This is a genomic window from Pedobacter sp. BMA (genome assembly GCF_001027745.1).
Classification (GTDB): Bacteria; Bacteroidota; Bacteroidia; order Sphingobacteriales; family Sphingobacteriaceae; genus Pedobacter.
Genome location: NZ_LECU01000001.1, coordinates 222404 through 242408 on the forward strand (window position 1 = coordinate 222404; position 20005 = coordinate 242408).

Below are 20005 nucleotides of genomic sequence, written 5' to 3' on the forward strand. Positions count from 1 at the left end.
TTAGTGGTTAATCATTTGTTAATCTGCAACAAAGATAAACAGATAGTAAACCAACAATGGTCTTTCTAACGTAATACTTGGATAAACCACCTATAATAATGTTACACAAATTTAGTACCTAAAATTTAAAGAAACATACGGGTACCACCCATCGGTTGAGTGTCCCATCACAAATCGAACAACTGTGAGTGATGCGGGAGCGAAATAAACCCCTCCACCAATCCCGTGGTGCCATGTTTGCGAAGCTTCGTCTCTTTTCCAAACCCTACCTACATCATAAAAACCCATTAAGCCAACTTGTCCTGGTAATACATAACTCACCAGGTCGCCAAGCTTAGCCCTTAACTCCAGATTGTTATAAAAAACATGCTCACCTGCAAATCTGAACTGGCGGTACCCGAGGAGGTTACCCTGCCCGCCTAAAAATAATGACTGATAGAAAGCAGGCTTACCCACCGTTACCCCCCCACCAAAACGGTCAGCCAGAATAAAGTTCTTTCTTCCATCCAGATTTTTATATAACGAAATACTGGCTGTAAACTGACCAAATGAGTTGGAATATTTATTTACCCCTTTATAGCCCAGTAATTTGAAATCCACGTAGCTTCCAAGTGTAGGAAGCAAGTCGTTATCACGGGTGTTGTTGGTAAAGTTAACAATTGCACCGGCAAACATCTTTTCGTTTCGTACCGTCGAGCTATCCGATGAATGTAGTGCACCGGCATTTAAGATGAAGCGTCCATCATTATCCTCACGGTTGAATTTATAGTACTGGTACGATGGTCCGATCGAAAAGGTAGATTTGGGCCTGCGCCACCGAACAGCTGCATCAATCTGGTAAAGGTTAAAGCGGGCACGGTAGTAACGGATTTCATCACCATGCTCATCAAACTGCGTGTCATTACCAAGGCCAAAAAAGTTTTGTGTATTGTTAGGCGCATAGGCATCGCCTTTAACTACAATATCACCCTTACCCAATGCTTTCAACCATTCACCTTTATAGTTGAAACGAAATGCCCGGGTAGAGAAGGAATGTAGAAAAGACAGCGTTTGAGAATTCCCCCAAGGCTGCTTCCGGAATCCTGGATTGGTTTGGTTATAGATCAGTCCGAGTAATATACCATCGTCATTATTGTAGCCAGCGTTAACCAGGTACGAATTTCTGCGGTACATATCTTTTGGAATATAACTGAAATTGGAGGTGTCGTTTGAAATTACCTTTCTCACTTTATCCTTATCTTCTCCCTGATAGGTTGCTTTTGTAGTTCTGCCGTAAAGTCTTACAAAACCATTGCTTTTGGCAAAGTCATAGTATTTATCCCCTTTGCCTCCGATGATGCGAATTTTAATGCCAGAATTTTTGTTATCCAATATCAGGCTATCGTTACCATTGTGCATGTAAATCCGAAGCTCACTAGTTACCTTCGGATCAAATTTTCTGTCGAACAACTCGTCTTTAATATTGCCTTCCTTCGAAATCTTATTGATCTTCACCCTCAAACCATTATTCTTAGCGTCAGTAATTTTGATGAGTTCATTTTTATTGGTGAGTTCAATATCAACTATACGGTTAAAGAAATGATAATAATCATTCATCATCTTAGGTAAATCAGCTATACGTTCCCTTAGTGTGGACAACAAAGCGTCATGATGCATCGAATAACCTGGCTCCGGAAGTTTACGCAATGCCTTTTCAAAAACTTCATCATTGTAACTGGCACAGAACTCCTTTACAACCTGATCAAATTCCTCCTCATCAATATTGGCGGTCCAGCGACTGCTTAACTCCCTTCCCTCCCATAAGAACCAGTTTATGTTTTTTATGGGTCTTTCATATCCCTGCATCATAGGCAATAGTGATGAGGATTGTGTATAACGCTGAAGAAAACCATCCGAACGGTAAAATACCTGGTCTCTATCTCTGGGAACCGGTGTATACTTCGAACCATCTTTAGTTTTGGTTTCTTTCCAACGCCATTGATCTTCATGCCTGTCCCAGTCGCCGAGCAATACATCTAAAGCCCTGGCACGTACCCAGGCCGGGCCATCCAGTTTATTATCGTTATCATCCGTCAGCTTTTTATCCATTTTTGGCGAGCTGTCCGATTCACCAACGGGCTCACGTTCTTCGAAAAGGCAAAGTGTATTTGCAAAAGCCGGTTCAAATTCACCTAAGCCATCATCGGGCGATACCCAGCCAATAACCGGATTAGTATGCGGAATCTTAGCTGCTCTAGCCAGTTCAGGCACAACCAAAGCAGAAAAAGGATGCTGTGCAGACATGTTGTCTTTGATAATATCTTTGGCAAACGTATTTCTCAAAGCTTCCGGCAACAACACTTCCGGATATTTTTCAATACTCCGCAATACATATTCCTTCCCGTTTTTATCTTCCAACCGCAACGAGCGTGACTGATTTCCACCCCCACGCTGTGTAGCTTTTAAACCGCCCATCATTTCTGAAATACGCAACACAGGCACTTTGGTTTTGGCAGCCCATTCTTTGCGGTAGTTCTCTCCAAAAACATACCGGTGAAAACGTCCTACGCTATCGTATTCGGGCTTTACACGCACAATGACACTATCCGCAGTGATTGGTTTATCCCGGTTCCTCACTTTAGCGGGGATGGACTCGAATTTCTTAATGTAGCTGTAAACCTTTTTAACACTGCTATCCGAATACACATAATACTCATAACGCATGTCGTTATTCATCAACTGATCAGCAACCACATAACCCTGTTGCATTTCATGGAATAACGAAGTTTTCCCTTCCTTATTGGGTGATACTTTCGAGCCAGAACCACTGATGATCTGCAGTTGCTTACCCTTTATCAGTTGTAAACCATGTTCATGTCCTGCAACGTAAGTTACATTAGGGTAATCGCCGAAAACTCCTGTTATCGATTTAATCATATCCTTATAAGCCGGGTGATTCAAATCTTCGGGACTCAACAATGTCGATCTCAGCATGGGATAAACTGAGCCCAATACCGGTAATGGTATATATAAGTTTTTATTTAATGAGGTTAAAGGAAACAGGTGGTTTCTCAGGTTAAAATAACCACCATGCGGCCCGTAACTCTGAAAAGGATGATGAGAAGCAAGTAATATCACCTTATCTTTATTCTGCTCCAGGAGTTGTTCCATACGTACCAAAACCTCATCTTTGGTTCGGCAATCACATTCTCCTGCCGGATTTGCTTTGTTGTATGGAAATAACCACCACTCGCTGTCATAAGCAATAATGGTAAGTTTATCGGTCAGCTTAATCTCTACAGGATCAGGACAGCCATCATCAGGAATGAGTTTGAGTAAAGGATCATTTTGTGCTTTTAAATAATCATCCTGTGCTTTAATTTTCGCCAGTCCTTTAGGTCCCGATTTATCCCAGTCGTGGTTACCCGGAATAAAATAAACCGGTGCGCCCATTTTGCGCATCGGTTCAAACTGCGATCTTAAAATCTTTTTTGTCTCCTCCTCTTCAACGCTGCCAGGCAAGCCCATCCCTGTTGGATATATATTGTCGCCAAGATATACAACCGTTGTTTTTTTTGGGATAATCTGCTTGGCAGCATTTTTTAAGTCCTGCATTTGTGCAGGGTTCATTTCTCCGGCGTCTCCAAAAAGAATAACACGATATTTTACATCATCCTGTGCTAAAACAATAAACCGTGTTAACAGCAAAATAATAAATAGGGTAAATCTTTTAATCATAGTCAGGCGTTTATATAAAGATAAGTATTTTTAACCTATTACTTTTTCAGTTTAAATAACAGGATATTCCCGGCAGACAGCGTTCCACCTTCATTTGAGATATAAAGGTTATTTTCTTTATCAAAAGCAATCCCCTCAGGCTGATTAAAAAAGCTGCCTTTAAGCGGATAAGCCGTTCTAACCTTAAAATCAGCATCTGTTACCAACAGTAATTTATTAATTGACGATAAAATGTACCATTCTCCGGTAGAAGGATTTTTAGCTAAAGCCGAAGGACGGAACTTAACCTTACTGTCGCCTGCTACTTCAGCTATTTCTTTAAACGGAAGGCTGTAGGTTTTATCGGGTGTAAATTTACCGGCATCAAATCTGAATGAAAAGACATCAGTCTGATTCGCTTTACCTTTCTTCACTTCCTTTGTCAGCACAAAAATCTTTCCTGCTTGCTCATCAGCGGCCAGCCCTTCATACTCAGCTTTGGGTACCAGATCTTTTGTTTTTACAACACCCTTTGCTTCCGGACCATTGATTCCCGATAGTGGGAAGGTATGCAGCTCACCATTACTTTTCAAAACAATTACATAGTCATTAATAATGGTTACATCTTCATAATCACCTTTTCCACCAAATTTAGTAAATTTCGACTCCTTATCGCTTAGTCCTAGATGGAACAAATCACCGTCTTCATCCTGAATGGCAAAAACCTCTTTTACATTACCTTTATGGAAAACAATACCTGAAATCTCAAACAAATTTTGAGGCATGTTATACTTCACAGGATTTTCCAGGTCGTAAGGAAATGCAGTTTTACCTGAAGCGCTAACTGTATTTTCTGAAGATGCCTGCTCATCATGTTTTTCATTCACGCAGGATGCTGCTACAAAAACCACTGCCGATAAGGCCAATGCGATGGCTATTCCGTTTTTATTTTTTTTCATAGGGTTAATTAATCTTTTAAGTACTCGTAAATGGCCTCCTGTGAAGCCACTCTTTTCTCATTATTGTTTACAGGGACGTTGTTCATTTCTGCATCAATTACATTAGCCTGCACATTATCTTGTTTCTGGATAGTGATGATGTCTAGAATCTCCTGCTTAATTTTATGGTTTTTAATCGGGAAGCAAACCTCTATTCTTCTATAGATATTTCTATTCATCCAATCTGCAGAACCGAGAAAAACGTCAGGGTTACCCTGATTATGGAACACAAAAACCCTACCATGTTCCAGGTACCGGTCTACAATTCTGATGATCTTAATATTTGCGCTCATGCCCGCTACACCAGCTATCAGCCTGCAAATACTCCTTACAATCAGCTCGATCTTCACCCCGGCCTGCGAAGCTTCATAAAGTTTACTGATCAAAACTTTCTCTTCAAGGTTATTCATCTTAATGGTAATAGCGGCATCTTTTCCCAGTTTAGCCTGCTCAATTTCCCGGTCAATTAACTGTAAAAAGCGCTCCTGTAAATTAAACTGTGCTACCAGGAGATGTTTAAATTCAATAAAGTGATCAGGACCAGGTTTAACCCGCTTGGCCAGGAAAATGAAAAGCAACTCCACTTCCCTCAACATCTCCTTATCGGCTGTCATCAATATGTGATCGGTATAAAATGCTGCCGTGCTTTCATTAAAGTTGCCGGTAGCCAAAAGCCCGGCATAATGCATCCTTCCCTCGACTTTACGTTTTACCAGGGCAACTTTAGCATGCACCTTTAAAGCGGTAACGCTATAAATGATATTTACGCCGGTAGCTTTCATCTTTTTAGCCCATTTGATGTTGTTTTCTTCATCAAACCGTGCTTTCAGCTCAATCAGCACCGTAACCTTTTTTCCATTTTTTGCAGCGCTCATCAGGGCATTCACAATTTTTGAATCGCTGGCTACCCGATATAGGGTTACATAGATTTCTTCAACAGTAGCATCTATTGCCGCCTCGTTAAAAAAACGAAGGATGCTGTCGTAGCTTTGGTAGGGCGTATGAACAATAATATCCTGTTTGTATATCGATTCGGCAAGCGTGCCATCGATAATGTTTGTGTTGCAGATCTTAGGCCAGGAGGGCTGGGAAAGGTGATTTGATTTTACCGGGAACGCAATGAAATCTTTGAGGTTATGGTATTTTCCGCCTTCTATCCTGTTGGCTTTCTTTAAATTAAAAACCTTCTTCACTAATGTCATCACCTCATCAGGAATGTCTGGCTGATGCAAAAAGCGTGTAGCGAGACCTAAATCCCGTTTTAGTAACTGCTTTTCCAGCTGTTCGGATAAATTACCTGAATATTCATCTTTCAGATCAATTTCCGCATCGCGGGTAATTTTAAAACTGTAACAACCCTTTACCTCCGCATCCGGAAAAATCCTGTCCAGATGGTACCGTATTATATCATCGAGAAAAACCACAAATATCTCTTTTTCCCGATCAACCTTGTAGAATCTGGGCAGCTCATCCGATGGGATGTTTAGTACAACTGTTTTGGATTCTCCTTGAACCTGGAGCGAAACAATGAAATAAAGCTTGTTATTGGATGGAAAAAAATCGGTCTGTTCCGTTAAAAAAACCGGCTGTAAAAAAGCCATTACCTGACTCAGGAAATACTGCGTAATGTTTTTTCCAATCTCTTCGGGATAAGAAGTACCATAAATCAGGTGAATGTGATGTTCCTTAAGCTGAGGGATAATATCCTGTCGTAATACTTTGCCATACCGCTGTTGCTGATCTGCAATTAAATCATTGGCGGATTTTAAAAGGTCATCCTGAATCTTGATATCATTGTCCTCACGATTACTTAGCTTTTCGAAAGCCAGCAGGACGGGCATTCTCACCCGGTAAAACTCATCCAGGTTGGAAGAAAAGATCGAAAGAAACTTAATTCGTTCTAAAAGCGGTACTGTATTCCGCTCTGCCTCCATCAATATCCTTTCGTTAAACTTTAGCCAGCTTAAGTCCCTGTTGAAGTATGTAGTTACAGCCATTTATTTTTTAAAGTTTTCCGTAAGCAGCATAGGCAATCACGAAGGCAAAAACCGCAGCAATTAAGCCCCACATAAAAATATTATAAGCCAGGCGAATAAGCTTGTATTTGCGGCCCAATACTACCCCTTGCGAGTATACGTCGGTGATCAGCGTTCCGTATAGAAAATCTGTATCATTCATTACCTTAATCATACCCTCGGTGTAACTGGGTAAACTCATTTTGTAAAAGTTACCAAAAAACAGCAGGTTAACCTTTTTATTATCCATATCCTCTTTGGTAAATTCCCCTTTTGGAATGGAAGGGCGCGTAGATAGTATCGATACCACCACACATGTTAAGCTCACGATGAGCAAAATAAAAGTGGGTATAATCAGGTTACCATGATCTTCAAGCCGGCGGAGCAATAAACTCACAATCAACGAAAGCATAATGGAGTTCACTGTAATCAGGATGTGTGCTTTGTTGTCGGCCATGTCACTCAGGCGCTGATTATTCGCCGAAGTAATTCTGAACATCGTTTCAATTCCTTTATCTGGCCTGCCATTTTTCTCTTTTTTATTCTTTTTACCCTGTACCACTGCAGGAGCGAAGTTTTTAGGTTCTTCCTGTTCAACCGAAATTTCTTCCTGAACGCTAAGCTTACTTTTCAGCTTGCTGATGTTGTCCTGCTTCTGATCGTTGAGCAACAAAATAGCATAGTCGGTATGGTAACGGTGGGTTTCCATAAACTGGATATCCCGCTTGCGCCACTCTTGCTTCGAAATATCCTTTTTGTAAAGCAACTCCGCCTCTTTGTGCATAAGCTTACCTTTCTTTCTAAAATCGATTAAACCAAGGTGAAATAAATCCGCATCACAAAGGATTTTATCAATTTGAGTTTCTGGCGACTGAGGAATTTTGGTAGATAAAATAGCCTGTTTAACCTGAGCACCTATTTCTTCATCAAGGTGATGCACCGCTAAAAACTGCCGTGCCAGTTCAGCTCCTTTCTGCTCATGGTTAATGGCATCTTCAAAATAACCTGTATCATGAAAATATGCCGCTACTGTTACTGTAAAAAAATCCCTTTCATTCAGCTGATAGTGATTGGCAATTTGCTGAGCAGCTGCAACAACCTCTTTGGTGTGCTCCAAATTATGATAAACCAGCCGTGGATCATTGTGTGTATGGAAATAGTCAGTTACATAATTTTCCGCATCTTGCTGCAATTGTTTATAGTTCATAAGGTCGTTTTGATGGTGTTAAAGTTCTAAACTAGAGAAAACACATTCCTTAAAATAACTTTTAGCTAAAATTGTTTTCCTTTTTTATGGTTTCTAAAAATACGCTAATTTTTAGTAAATCCTGATGAATTAGTCAAATGATCAGCACAGGCCATTTTTTAGATATTAACTAATTGAAAAGCAAATCATTCAGTTGCAGATTGTGCAGAACGAAGGCAATAAAAAAACCCTTAATTTAAAATTAAGGGCTATAAGTGGCATTTGTTTCGAGAAACATAGTAAAGCAGTAGGTTGCTTACTACATTACGTAGAACTTATTGTAGCAGCGATAGCATTTATAACGTTTAATGTTTATAAAAGGCAATATCGACTTAAATAGAAAACCTCTGGGTATTCTGTACGTTTCAAAATTTTTACATTTTGGGCACACAGGGGACGTTTTTACAACGGTAAATTTTTCTGTTGCAGTCATGATTAAGGAATAATAAGGATATGATAGTTGTTTGTATATCAAAAATATAAAATTATTATTTTAATACATGCAAATAGAACTACAAATCTCTCTATTTCAACTACTTTTTAACTTATTTAAACTCAAAACGACTTTTAAATCCCTTTTGACGAGAAAATCAGCTTTTATCACCAAAAGGTGTATAATAAATTAGGGGTTTATTCTGAAATATGTTTCACCAGGTAAGTGATAAAGCTTTTAAGGGATGTTTTTTTAATCAGATAATTAAAAGAAAGGATTCCGAAAAGAGCACAGGTTATCCCTGCCAAAACATCGAGTATATAATGATGACTGGTATATACAGCCGAAAACCAGATCCCCAACATTACAGTTACGAAAAATACATTGATTTTACCCAGTTTATTTCTGAAGCCATAGTAACAAACAATTACCGGGTAAGATGAATGAAGGGAAGGCATGGCCGCAAACACATTTGAACCTTTGCTGTATATGCCCTGAAAAAGACTGATGTTAAAGTATTGGTCGAAGCGGGCAAGGCCAGCTGTATTACCTGCAGTATTGGCAATGAATCCAAAACCATGTTCCTGTACATACCACGGTGGTGCAGCCGGAAAAAGATAGTAAATCACAAAGCCAATGAGGTTCACCCAAACAAAAGTAAGCGAGAACTTCACAAACTGATTTTTGTTTTTGAAAAACAGATAAGTAGCAAATGCAAGTGGCACCGGCACCCACATCAGATAGAAAAACCCCGTTAACACATCCAGAAACACAATGTGGTGCAATTTCAGGTATTCATTAGGAGTAAGCAGCATACCTCCACCATTGATGCCAAACAGGCTTTTTTCAGTTTCATACAAGCCCTTTATATGCACCTCATTAAACAGGTAATTGGGAAAAGCTTTCATGTAATCGAATAATATCCAATACACGATGAATATCGAAAAGCCCAAAATAAACCTTCTTGTATTTTTTGAAATAAAAAAAAGAGAACCAAAAATAAAAATCAACACCAGCTGATCTACTTTAAAGCCAACGAGAACAAATGACAGCAGCAAATAGGCCACTGCAAGCAGAGAAACGGTATAAATGTTTTTCAGCGAATAAAACCTGTTATTAACGAAACTGATTTCCTGCACGTTATTTTTTTTCAAAGTTCGATCTGAATATATGATCCCAGAAAGTCCAGCTTACACCATAACCTTTGGTCGAATCTGAATAGTGGTGTAACATGTGATGTTGCTTCAGCTTTTTCCAGAAGCCGCTTTTAAAATTGGCGTGATGAAGGGCATAATGCACCATATCATAAAACAGGTAACCCACCATAAAGCCCGAGAAGAATGGATTCAGCCCCGGAACAGGCAATAACCATTTAAACAAAAAATAGAAACCCAGCGCCATCGGGATACTTGCCGAGGGCGGCATCACCAGTCTTTTCGCGTCATTGGGATAATCGTGGTGCACGCCATGAAAAATGAAATGGATTCTTTTGCCAAACTCCACCTTTGGCTCAAAATGGAATACATAACGGTGTAACACATATTCGGTGATGGTCCAGATACCCAGCCCAATTAAAAACCAGCCCATAAAATTGATCAAAGGCACTTCTAATTGAAACAATGATTGCCAGGCCAGAAATACGATTACAGGAACATAAACGATAAGGGGTACGTAAAAACGTACTTTCGATAAACTTTCCAAAAAATCATTCTTAAACATCCTGATGGATGCTGAAGAATTAGAAACGAAATTTTTTTTCATGGATTTAAAGACATTAAATTTTGATACGCTCGGTTAAAGATTTTGTGGGCTCCGCAGCATCATGCCCTTTTATTTCAACATATTTCACATTAGGAAGCCAGAATGAACCCCCTTCAATTCTTAAAAAAATGCGGTCCAGCTGCATCTTCTTATTGTTAATGGTTGCGTAAACATGGTATTTTTTATCCGTAGCCGATTTGTACAGGTACATGGGTAATTTTTTATGTGAGGTAAACCGCAACTCAAACTGACCGTTCCCCAGGTCTTTGGTAAGGATACCATAGGCAAACTTTCGCTGAATATAACTCAGCTCTTTCTTTTCGCCGTTATCACCATACCTTATCCAGAAAACATTTACTGGTTCATCTTTTACAACCGCGCCAGATTTATCTACATTAAGCTGGCAGATAATGGTGTTTGTATTCGGATCGCGCTGCACATAAAAAAGCTGATTGCTAACGTTTTTGGGCGTAGGGAAGGTAAGAGGCGATGGATCATCCTGTGCCTGGGCATTATTTACAAAGCCTAAACCCGAAGCCAGGAACAGCCCAACAAGCACTGCCGCTTTAATTCCACTTTTACGTTCTTCCCTTTCCATCGCTTCCAGCCCTTTTTTAGCTTCCTGCAAACGCTTAACGGCAGTGATATTGGTCATTACCGCCATCAGGGTAATGGGCATGGTGAATATCGACATGGTTTCAAACACATGAAAAGAAACGCCGGGAATAAAGATTTTGTAATCCCCACCCAGAAAATGTCCGGCAACGCCACAAGAGATGGCAAAAACACCAATCGTTACAACCCGTTCAGGACGCTGCATTAAGCCACCTTTACACTCTACCCCCAGTCCTTCTGCCCTTGCGCGGGTATAACTTACCATCATCGAACCGATCATGGCAATAAAGGCAAACAATGAACTAAGGAAATAATGGTGAGAAACCAGGTAATAACAAATGCCCAGGAACATGATCATTTCACTGTAACGGTCTAAAACCGAATCATACATGGCACCAAACTTCGAGCTCATATTTCCCAAACGGGCAACCTGCCCGTCGAGCATATCAAAAAGACCAGCAAAAAGCACCAGGGCTCCACCCCATCCAATGTATGACATATCGCCACGGTTGGATTTCTCCGCGCCCAGCACAAAGATAATGGCTACGCCAATATTGAGCAATAACCCAATAGTGGTTACCATATTCGGCGTAAGGCCGATTTTAATTAATCCTTTAACAAAAGGATTAATGACTTTATATATGCCTTGTTGCAGGCGATCTCTCATTTTCATGTTCTTCAATTTAAAAGTCAAATTTAACCCGCGCCCTTATGCCCCATTCAGAAACATCAGGATTATCAAGATAATTGAATCTTTTCACCAAATCAACCCTTAACAACTTAAAAATATTTCCCACACCTACACTTCCCTCCATATAAGGTTTGTTTCCCAATGCATTGGTGCGCTGCAAACCATTTTCAAAGGTTGGAAACTGGTATACTCCTGTACTAAGCGCAGGATTGTTCTCATCTCGCAATCCGCCATAAAGGGCTTTAAATGATAAAACCTCTCTCAGTTTAAGTTTCTTAATCAAAGGTAATTTATTAAAAAAGAAGCCATTAAAATTATGATCAATGTTTACGCTTACGTAATGGTCACTTACAAACTCCAGGAAGTTCATCAGGTTGTATGAATTTAGCTGATAGGCATAGGTTTGGTTCGCCCGGTGTATAGCCAGCAATGGAAACGGAACCTTTCCGGCAATATACGATCCCTCTACTGAGACATCGCTGTAACCCAGTTGAGAAAGGTAAAACCGTTTGTCGACACTGCCCATTAAATTATGGTAATTGTATTCGCCTCCCAACACTCCTTTTAGTCCGGCAGTATAACGCAAATTAAATACCGGATAACGGTCGGCAATAGGCACCCTGTAAATTTTACCCTGGTAAAACTTCTCGTTAGGTGCATACCTTAATTGCAATGAAATTTCACTCGTAGTCAGGCGATCAATCTGGCGGCTGTTTCCGTCCAGGTATTTTAAGCCACCAGCAGGGGTCTGACTCCATTTTTTCAATCCCAGGCTGTAAGAAAAGTGGTTTTCAAATTCCTTTACATAATCAAAACGATAAAAGTCGTTGTAGAGCAACATGTCGTTCACCCCTCTTTTAAAAGATAGCAAAAAGTTATCTTCCTGCACAAACTGAAGCTCCTGCCCGGGAATTTTAGTGTCTCTTTGAAAACTTGCCCGGAGGTAGTTTTGCGGAAACTCATATATCGATTTGTTGTTCAGCGAATAAGTTGCCGATAAGAAATACTTCCATTTCTCATCCTTAATTCCGTAGGCCACATAGTTCTCAAAATAGTAGCGCTTGCTCAATTCAGGGGTTGTTCTGCCCCCTATCCGCAATCTGAGTCCCTCCACATTATTAAAACTGTAAAAGGTGTTTACCGGCCCGATCTCATAAGGACCGAGGTTCTGGTACCCTGCAAATAACAAGGTCACAATCTTCATGGTTCGTTTAAAGGAAGGCAGATTCTGCAGGGTATCGATATTACCATAAATCTTTAGCTGATTTTTAGAAATGGTATCCAACCTGTTCTGCTCCCAGAACTGATCGCTCTTTTTATCTGCGCCAGCCACCACAACAGTACTTTTACCGGTGAAAACGGTATCAGGCAATTTGGCGTCGAATTCGTAATTTTTAAAGGTCACCGTTCTATCGCCGGTAAAACCGATACCTTTGGTTTTGCCAACGCCGAAATTGGCAATCAGGTTGCTTTTCGATAAGCTGTACTTGCCACTACTGTTCGGCTCAAAATTAAGATTGATCTTTAGCGCACGTACAAAGTTAAGATTGATGTTTTTGTTCACCCCGAAAGATGCTCCTGTAACCGCATAATGTTTGTCGTTGGTAACATAGATTTTCCCTTCAAACAACATATCTGTGGTATTGCGGGGTGTAAAAGACAACTCAATTACCTCAGGCTTCTGGCTTTTGATGGTATCGGTAATAAAAAATTTATAGAAGGCCGGAGCACCATCCGAAATCGGACTAAGAAACTCATTACTCACCACAGAAATGTTGTTTTTATAGATGTCGATATCCTGGTACATGCGTTCAAGATAGGTTTTCATCCCTTTATTGTCTATGTAACGACCATCAAAATTCACCTGTTTTTCCCCTAAAATAACAGTCTTACTTTTCTCAGGTGATTTACTTAGGTACAGATCCGATAATCTCTCCTGAATGTAAACTGGTAACAGGTTTTTTCCGCCAACCAATGTTGAATCCTGTTCCTGAAACAGAAACTGGTAATTGCGGAACATTTTTTTACTTTTAAACTTATCAGAGAGATTGCTCACTGAAAACAGCATTTTCTCATATTTCTTAAAGGCTACAGTATTGTAGCTGGTAATCCTGTTTTCATCTTTATGTGCAATCACCTGCCTGATCAGTTCTACCGCGGGGTTGTCTTTGTTGCGGTACCTTACTTTCTTACCGCCGATAACCACTACTTCATCAAGTGATTTTGAATCTGACGCCAGAGAAACATTGATTTCCTGTGTAGCAGAAGGAATTACCGTTCTGTTCACATTAAGGTAGCCTACATAATTAAAACTCAATGCCTGCTGCGCTGAAGGAGAAACAATGGTGTATTTTCCGTTAATATCTGTTTGGGTAGCAATCCTGGTGTCTCTAAAGAAAACAGTAACATTTGGTAAGGTTTCTTTGGTAGCGGCATCACGCACAGTTCCCGATACTACGGTTCGCTGTGCAAAAGCATTAAACTGCAGCATTAAGCAGGATAACACAGATAAAAAGAATAAACTGATGGCTTTCATTTAGTTTGTAAAAATAAACTGCCTTTGCATGATGTAATTGTAACTTAAGCCAGTTATTACCGATATAATTATTTTGGAGAGTACGTAATTGAGATTGAAAAAATGGGTAAGCAGGTAAACGCCTGCCGTAACAATAATCAGGTTACCCACCCATACCAGGATGTACCTGGCAATTTGCCTTTTCATATTTGGCGACTGGCTTTCGAAAACCCATTTTCGGTTTACATAAAAGTTAACTACACCACCGCTTACTGTCCCCAAAACACTTGCCATTACATACCATAACCCAAAAAAATTAGTGGCAATAACGGTAGTAGAAAAGTCGACGGCAGAGGCAGTCAAAGAAGATCCCTGAGCCTTTATGTAGGTAAGAAGAGCCATTTACAGCAAATTGAATAACAATATAAACTGAAGGATCAGGTTGGCATAAATACCCGCCAGCACATCATCTGCCATTACACCCCAGCCTCCCGGCAACGCTTCCAGCTTGCGGATGTAAAGGGGTTTTAGAATATCAAAAAATCTAAACAGCACGAGCGCAATAAGAATGTAAGGCCATTTTAAAGGGATATACAAAAGTGCAATACACATCCCTACTACCTCATCTATTACCACTCTTTGATGATCTTTCCCCCAGATTTCTTCAACCACGTTTCCGCTGTATATGCCTAATACCAGCAAAAACATGGTTGTTAGAAATGGCCATAAATATGGATTGGGATAATCGGTCTGGAAAAGCCACCAGAAAAAGCAGGTAGCAACAGCCGCAACTGTGCCTGCACCTTTTCCAATGTAGCCAATTCCCAGACCGGTTGATATGATTTTATGAAAGAACACTATGCCGTTTCGATCACTTCTTCTTCATAATCCTGACCTAAATGCGTAATCAGGTCTTCACCCATGATGTAGCGTAAGGTATTCTGAAGTTTCATCAATTGTTTGAAAATATCATTTTCAGCAGGTACACCAGGAATAGTTTGTGGTGATTTCAAATAGAATGATAACCATTCCTGAACACCCGACATGTTTGCTCTTTTAGCCAAATCAATGAATAATGCCAAATCCAGAACAATAGGTGCTGCTAAAATTGAATCGCGGCAAAGGAAATTAATTTTGATCTGCATTTTATACCCTAACCAGCCGAAAATGTCGATGTTATCCCAGCTCTCTTTATTATCACCATGAGGAGGATAATAGTTGATTCTGATCTTGTGGTACATATCACCATACAAATCAGGGTTAAGATCAGGTTTAAAAATATCTTCCAACACGCCTAACTTCGAAACTTCTTTCGTTTTGAAATTGTCCGGATCATCCAAAACCAAACCATCACGGTTTCCTAAAATATTATCTGAGAACCAGCCGTTAACACCTAAAGAACGTGCAGCAAGACCCGGAGCCAGAATGGTTTTCATCAGGGTTTGACCAGTTTTAAAATCTTTACCGGCAATCGGTGTATTGGTTTCTCTCGCCAGTTCAATTAATGCAGGAATATCTACAGTTAAGTTTGGTGCACCGTTGGCAAAAGGAATACCTAATTTCAATGCAGCATAAGCATAAATCATACTTGGTGCAATGCGGGCATCATTATCTTTTAATCCCTGCTCAAAAGCAGCTAAAGATTCGTGTACCTCTGAAGCTTCGAAATAAATCTCAGTAGAACCACACCAAACCAAAACGATGCGATCACAGTTGTTGTCAGCCTTGAAGTTTTTAATGTCTTCCATTACTGCTAAAGCCAACTCATAACGGTTATCGATATCTTTAATATGCGTACCATCCAGGTTCTTCACATAATTTCTGTCGAAAGCCGCTTTCATTGGTTTAATCGCCTGCAACTCCTCTTTCACATCACGCAATAAATTGGCATCAAGCACTCTCGCATTCATCGCAGCCTCATACACGTTATCTTCATAAACGTCCCAGCCGCCGAATACCAGGTCTTCAAGATTTGCCAAAGGCACAAAATCTTTAATTTTAGGTTTTTTTTTCTCTGTTCTTTTACCAATGCGTATTGTTCCCATTTGCGTAAGCGAGCCGATAGGTTTAGAAAGGCCTTTCTTTACCGCAGCCACACCAGAAATCATCGTTGTAGCTACCGCACCCAGCCCTGGCATTAATATTCCAAGCTTTCCGTTAGCTGATTTTACTTGTTCTGTCATTTCTATTTTTATTAAATTCTTATAACCACTTATTATTCTGATACCAATCTATTGTTTCACTTAATCCTTGTTCCAGCTGGTATCGGGGCTTAAAACCAAGATCTTTTTTTATATTTTCGATATTACAGGCCCAGTTTACACCTGTTAGCTCGTTAATTTTATCAATGTTGAGTGTCGGTACTTTGTTGAAAAACTTAAAGCCTTTTTCCAGCGACCAGGCCAGGCCTTTTAATACACCAAGTGGAAACTTTATTTTCAAGGTTTTTTTAAGGAGTACCGCTTTCGTATAGTCTGCAAGAGATGACCGTCCATAAACTTCACCATCAGAAACATTATAGGCCTTGCCCGTTACTGCAGAATTTAGTGCGCTAACCATAATTTCGGCCAGGTCCTTTACATATACAAAGCTTAATTGCTGCTCCTTTTTACCCAGGTAAACTTCAATTCCCCTTTTTATAGCTTTCAGCACAATCAGGATCTCCCGTTCCCGCGGACCATAAACCGCTGTAGGTCGAAACACAATCAATGGCAACATCGGGATATTGCTCAGGTATGATTCGGCGAGTAACTTACTCTTTCCATAGTAGGTTACGGGGTTGGAAGCACCACTATCCTCCAAAAGACTGGCCGGGCTACTTAATGGGCCTAATGCCGCCAGGCTGCTTACAAACACAAATTTTTCAATCCGGTGTGCAGCCGATGTTGCGGCGATAGCCAGGTTTCTGGTGTAAGAAGCATTAAACCTGTTATACTCTGCCAGGCTTTCTGCCTTGGTAACCCCCGCAGCGTGAATGATGTAATCGTACCGGTACTCATTGATATGTGCCGTTAAAGCGTATATCGACTCAAAATCCAGTTCAACGAAATTGATGGCATAATGCTGCAGATGATCAATCTTGCTCGATTGACGCACATTCGCAAACACATCCATATCAGCAGCAAGAGCTGCCTCAATCAGATGAAAACCTACAAATCCTGTTGCACCTGTAATGAGTACCCGCTTTTTCATATTGCTTTTTCCAGAATTCTGTATTTTCTATACAGTTGTCCACCTATATCTTCGATGGGTTTATTGATCATGTCGTTATGATCCAGTGTCCAGCTGGCCTCGGCATATTTCATATTCCGGGCTTTAAAGTGTTTGATAATTCTTCCGTACAAACAGGCTTCAATGCCCATTTTACGGTAACCATCCACTACGCCGAGCAGCAGGATTCGAATTCCATCGATCTTCTTTTTGTTCAGTAAAAGTTTGAAAAGACCAGTTGGCAGTAAACGCCCACGTTTAATTTTAATTAAAATCTGATTGATATCAGGAATTGCCAATGCGAAACCAACAATCTTACCATGCTGTTCGGCCAGAATGCAAAACTCAGGATCCAGCACCATTTTAAGGTCTTTCGCCGTGTAGTCGAATTCCTTATCCGTCATCGGTACAAAACCAAGATTTTTATCCCATGCTTTATTATACACTTCCCGTATCGCTGCGCTTTCTGCTGCAAAGTTTTTCAGGTTGATGGTTCTCAGGGTAATGTCATTCCGTTTAAGGCGCTCCTCAATTCCCTCCATTAACCTAACTGATCGCTCACTGTAATTTCCGGCAGTATAACGGTAAGCCCTCAAATCCACATTCTTCTTAAAGCCTATAGCCTCCAAAAGGTTAAGGTAATAAGGGGCATTATAAGGCATCATCGCCACCGGAGGTCCGTCGAAACCATCGATCAGTAAACCGCATACCTCGTTGGTAGAAAAGTTTGCAGGACCTAAAACCTTGGTCAGACCTTTTGCCTTTAACCACGCTTCAGCTGCATTGAATAACTGACCTGCAACTTCCTGATCGTTAATACAATCGAAAAAGCCAAAAAAACCGTCAGTAACCTCGTAAGTTTTATTGTGGTTGGTGTTATTGATTGCAGCAATTCTGCCTACAATCTCCTTGTTTTGATAAGCTAAAAAAAGCTGTATCTGCGAATGTTCGTAAAAAGGGTGTTTTCCGGGGCTTAACAAATCCCGCTGAGCGATAAAAAGCTCAGGAACGTAATTCACATCCTGAGCATATAATGCATGAGGAAAATCGATAAAAGCTTTTAAGCCTTTCTTATCGGAAACTTTTACAACTTCTATCATGATTGTACGCCTAACAGGTCGGCGTTAACGGCTTTAAATGCAAATTTTAATTTTTCTATGGCTATATCAATCTGCTCGAAGCTATGTGTCGCCATCAGCGAAAATCTGATAAGTGATGCATCAGAAGGAACAGCAGGAGACACAACAGGATTTACAAAAACACCCTCCTGTTGCAAAATATTGGTTACCATAAAAGTTTTATCATTGTCTCTGATGTAAACCGGAATAATCGGACTGTTGCTTTCACCGATATCAAAACCAGCCTCAATAAGTTGTTTTTTGGCATGATTGGTATTTGCCCACAATTTATCGATGCGCTCAGGTTCAGATTCAATAATGTCCAAAGCTGCAATTACACTGGCAACGGCCGATGGTGGCATGCTTGCACTGAACATGAGTGAGCGTGCACGGTGTTTAATAAATTCAATGGTATCGGCATTTCCTGCAATAAACCCGCCAAGTGAAGCCAGCGATTTACTGAAGGTTCCCATAATCAGATCCACTTCATCATTGAGGTTAAAATGGGAAGCGGTACCAGAACCATTGAAACCAATAACACCCAAACTATGCGCATCATCCATCATGATGTTTGCACCATATTCACGGGCAATCTCAGTCATTTCCGTCAGGTTTACCAAATCCCCTTCCATACTGAAGATCCCGTCAGAAACGATTAGCTTAGCCGCATCTTCAGGGAGGCGGCTTAACTTTTTCCTCAGGTCGTCCATATCATTATGGGCATATTTAATGGTACGGGCAAATGCTAAACGGCTTCCATCAATAATAGAAGCGTGGTCGTACTCATCCAGCAGCAGGTAATCATTGCGATCGAGCAAACACGAAATTACGCCCAGGTTAACCTGGAAACCAGTACTGAACAATACCGCAGCCTCTTTACCCACATAATCAGCAAGCCGCTTTTCCAGTTCCAGGTGGATATCGAGCGTTCCATTCAGAAACCTCGATCCGGCACAACCCGTTCCATACTTTTCTATTGCTTCCTGTGCTGCTTTTTTTATTTTTGGATGGTTGGTAAGGCCCAAATACGAATTTGATCCGAACATCAACACTTTTTGGCCATTGATGATTACCTCTGTATCTTGTGCAGATTCAATCGACCTGAAATAAGGATACAAACCCCGCTCCTTAATCAGTGCTGCATCTTTAAAAGATGCGATTCTATCTTGTAATTTTTTACGCATGCTGAACGTTATTGTTCTTCAGTTTAAAAGGTGTTTATCAATTCCTGTTACCCCAAGGAAAAAGCATCACTTGTAAAAAAACCAGACACCTTAATTCCGGTCGTCTAAACCAAGTGATTTGATAACACAATTTTAACGTAGATTTTAAGCCAAAAAAAGGTTTATATGTAGGATATATTGGTCAAAATGTAGGATTGGCAAAATGTGACATTTAAATGAATTGACCAATTGACATTCTGACTTTTATTATAAAAAAGTAAAAAGGTTAAAAACAGCTCTTTACCACACAAAAAAGATACAAAACACTGATTTTTAACTTATTATTAATATATCCGTTTTTAATCAAAACATTTAAATCTAATCAGAATTTAGTCATTTTATAAAAAATATCTTGTAATTATGATCTCAGATATTAGATTTGCCGAAGTTGTTTTTAACCAAAACGGCCACCTAAACATCCTCCGTAAATGATATGCCAAATGTTGCACCAAAAGATGCTATTTGTTAAGAAATTATAAAGAAG

At 40.2% G+C, this 20005-nt stretch carries 14 protein-coding genes; all 14 read right to left on the bottom strand.

Going from position 1 to position 20005, the window contains the following annotated elements; translation table 11 throughout:
- Positions 1-111: 111 nt before the first annotated feature.
- Positions 112-3717, bottom strand: a complete 3606-nt coding sequence (locus tag AB669_RS00895) for a BamA/TamA family outer membrane protein (protein WP_082120550.1) — start codon at positions 3715-3717, stop codon at positions 112-114.
- Positions 3718-3755: 38 nt separating this feature from the next.
- Entirely contained in the window at positions 3756-4655 is a 900-nt protein-coding gene (locus AB669_RS00900) for an SdiA-regulated domain-containing protein (RefSeq protein WP_047797395.1), read from the bottom strand.
- A gap of 8 nt (positions 4656-4663) precedes the next feature.
- Positions 4664-6691 carry a polyphosphate kinase 1 gene (gene ppk1 / locus AB669_RS00905; RefSeq protein WP_047797396.1) on the bottom strand — a complete coding sequence of 676 codons (2028 nt, stop codon included), beginning with the start codon at positions 6689-6691 and terminating at the stop codon, positions 4664-4666.
- 7 nt (positions 6692-6698) lie between these two features.
- On the bottom strand, positions 6699-7916 hold the full coding sequence (locus AB669_RS00910; protein ID WP_047797397.1) for a Pycsar system effector family protein: 1218 nt from the start codon (positions 7914-7916) through the stop codon (positions 6699-6701).
- Between the two features lie 669 nt (positions 7917-8585).
- On the bottom strand, positions 8586-9542 hold the full coding sequence (locus AB669_RS00915) for a phosphatase PAP2 family protein (protein WP_231582609.1): 957 nt from the start codon (positions 9540-9542) through the stop codon (positions 8586-8588).
- Positions 9529-10149 (bottom strand): sterol desaturase family protein, encoded by a 621-nt coding sequence (locus tag AB669_RS00920; protein ID WP_047797398.1) that lies wholly within the window; start codon positions 10147-10149, stop codon positions 9529-9531. The genes AB669_RS00915 and AB669_RS00920 overlap by 14 nt, the downstream gene beginning before the upstream one ends.
- 13 nt (positions 10150-10162) lie before the next feature.
- Positions 10163-11437, bottom strand: a complete 1275-nt coding sequence (locus AB669_RS00925; protein WP_047797399.1) for a DUF4833 domain-containing protein — start codon at positions 11435-11437, stop codon at positions 10163-10165.
- A 10-nt stretch (positions 11438-11447) separates the two neighbouring features.
- Positions 11448-13991, bottom strand: coding sequence for a DUF5686 and carboxypeptidase-like regulatory domain-containing protein (locus AB669_RS00930; protein WP_047797400.1), 2544 nt, complete (start codon positions 13989-13991; stop codon positions 11448-11450).
- Complete coding sequence (locus AB669_RS00935; protein WP_047797401.1) at positions 13992-14372, bottom strand: GtrA family protein; 381 nt, start codon at positions 14370-14372, stop codon at positions 13992-13994. It abuts the gene before it with no gap.
- Positions 14373-14828 carry a phosphatidylglycerophosphatase A gene (locus tag AB669_RS00940; RefSeq protein ID WP_231582610.1) on the bottom strand — a complete coding sequence of 152 codons (456 nt, stop codon included), beginning with the start codon at positions 14826-14828 and terminating at the stop codon, positions 14373-14375. It abuts the gene before it with no gap.
- Complete coding sequence (locus tag AB669_RS00945) at positions 14828-16153, bottom strand: inositol-3-phosphate synthase (protein WP_047797403.1); 1326 nt, start codon at positions 16151-16153, stop codon at positions 14828-14830. Before AB669_RS00945 ends, AB669_RS00940 begins: the two co-directional genes overlap by 1 nt.
- A gap of 19 nt (positions 16154-16172) precedes the next feature.
- On the bottom strand, positions 16173-17162 hold the full coding sequence (locus AB669_RS00950) for an NAD(P)-dependent oxidoreductase (protein WP_047797404.1): 990 nt from the start codon (positions 17160-17162) through the stop codon (positions 16173-16175).
- A complete protein-coding gene (locus AB669_RS00955; protein WP_047797405.1) occupies positions 17159-18280 on the bottom strand; it encodes a hypothetical protein in 1122 nt (373 codons plus the stop codon). The genes AB669_RS00950 and AB669_RS00955 overlap by 4 nt, the downstream gene beginning before the upstream one ends.
- Positions 18277-19482: a pyridoxal phosphate-dependent aminotransferase family protein gene (locus AB669_RS00960; protein ID WP_047797406.1), complete on the bottom strand. Its 1206-nt coding sequence runs from the start codon at positions 19480-19482 to the stop codon at positions 18277-18279. The genes AB669_RS00955 and AB669_RS00960 overlap by 4 nt, the downstream gene beginning before the upstream one ends.
- Positions 19483-20005: the final 523 nt, after the last annotated feature.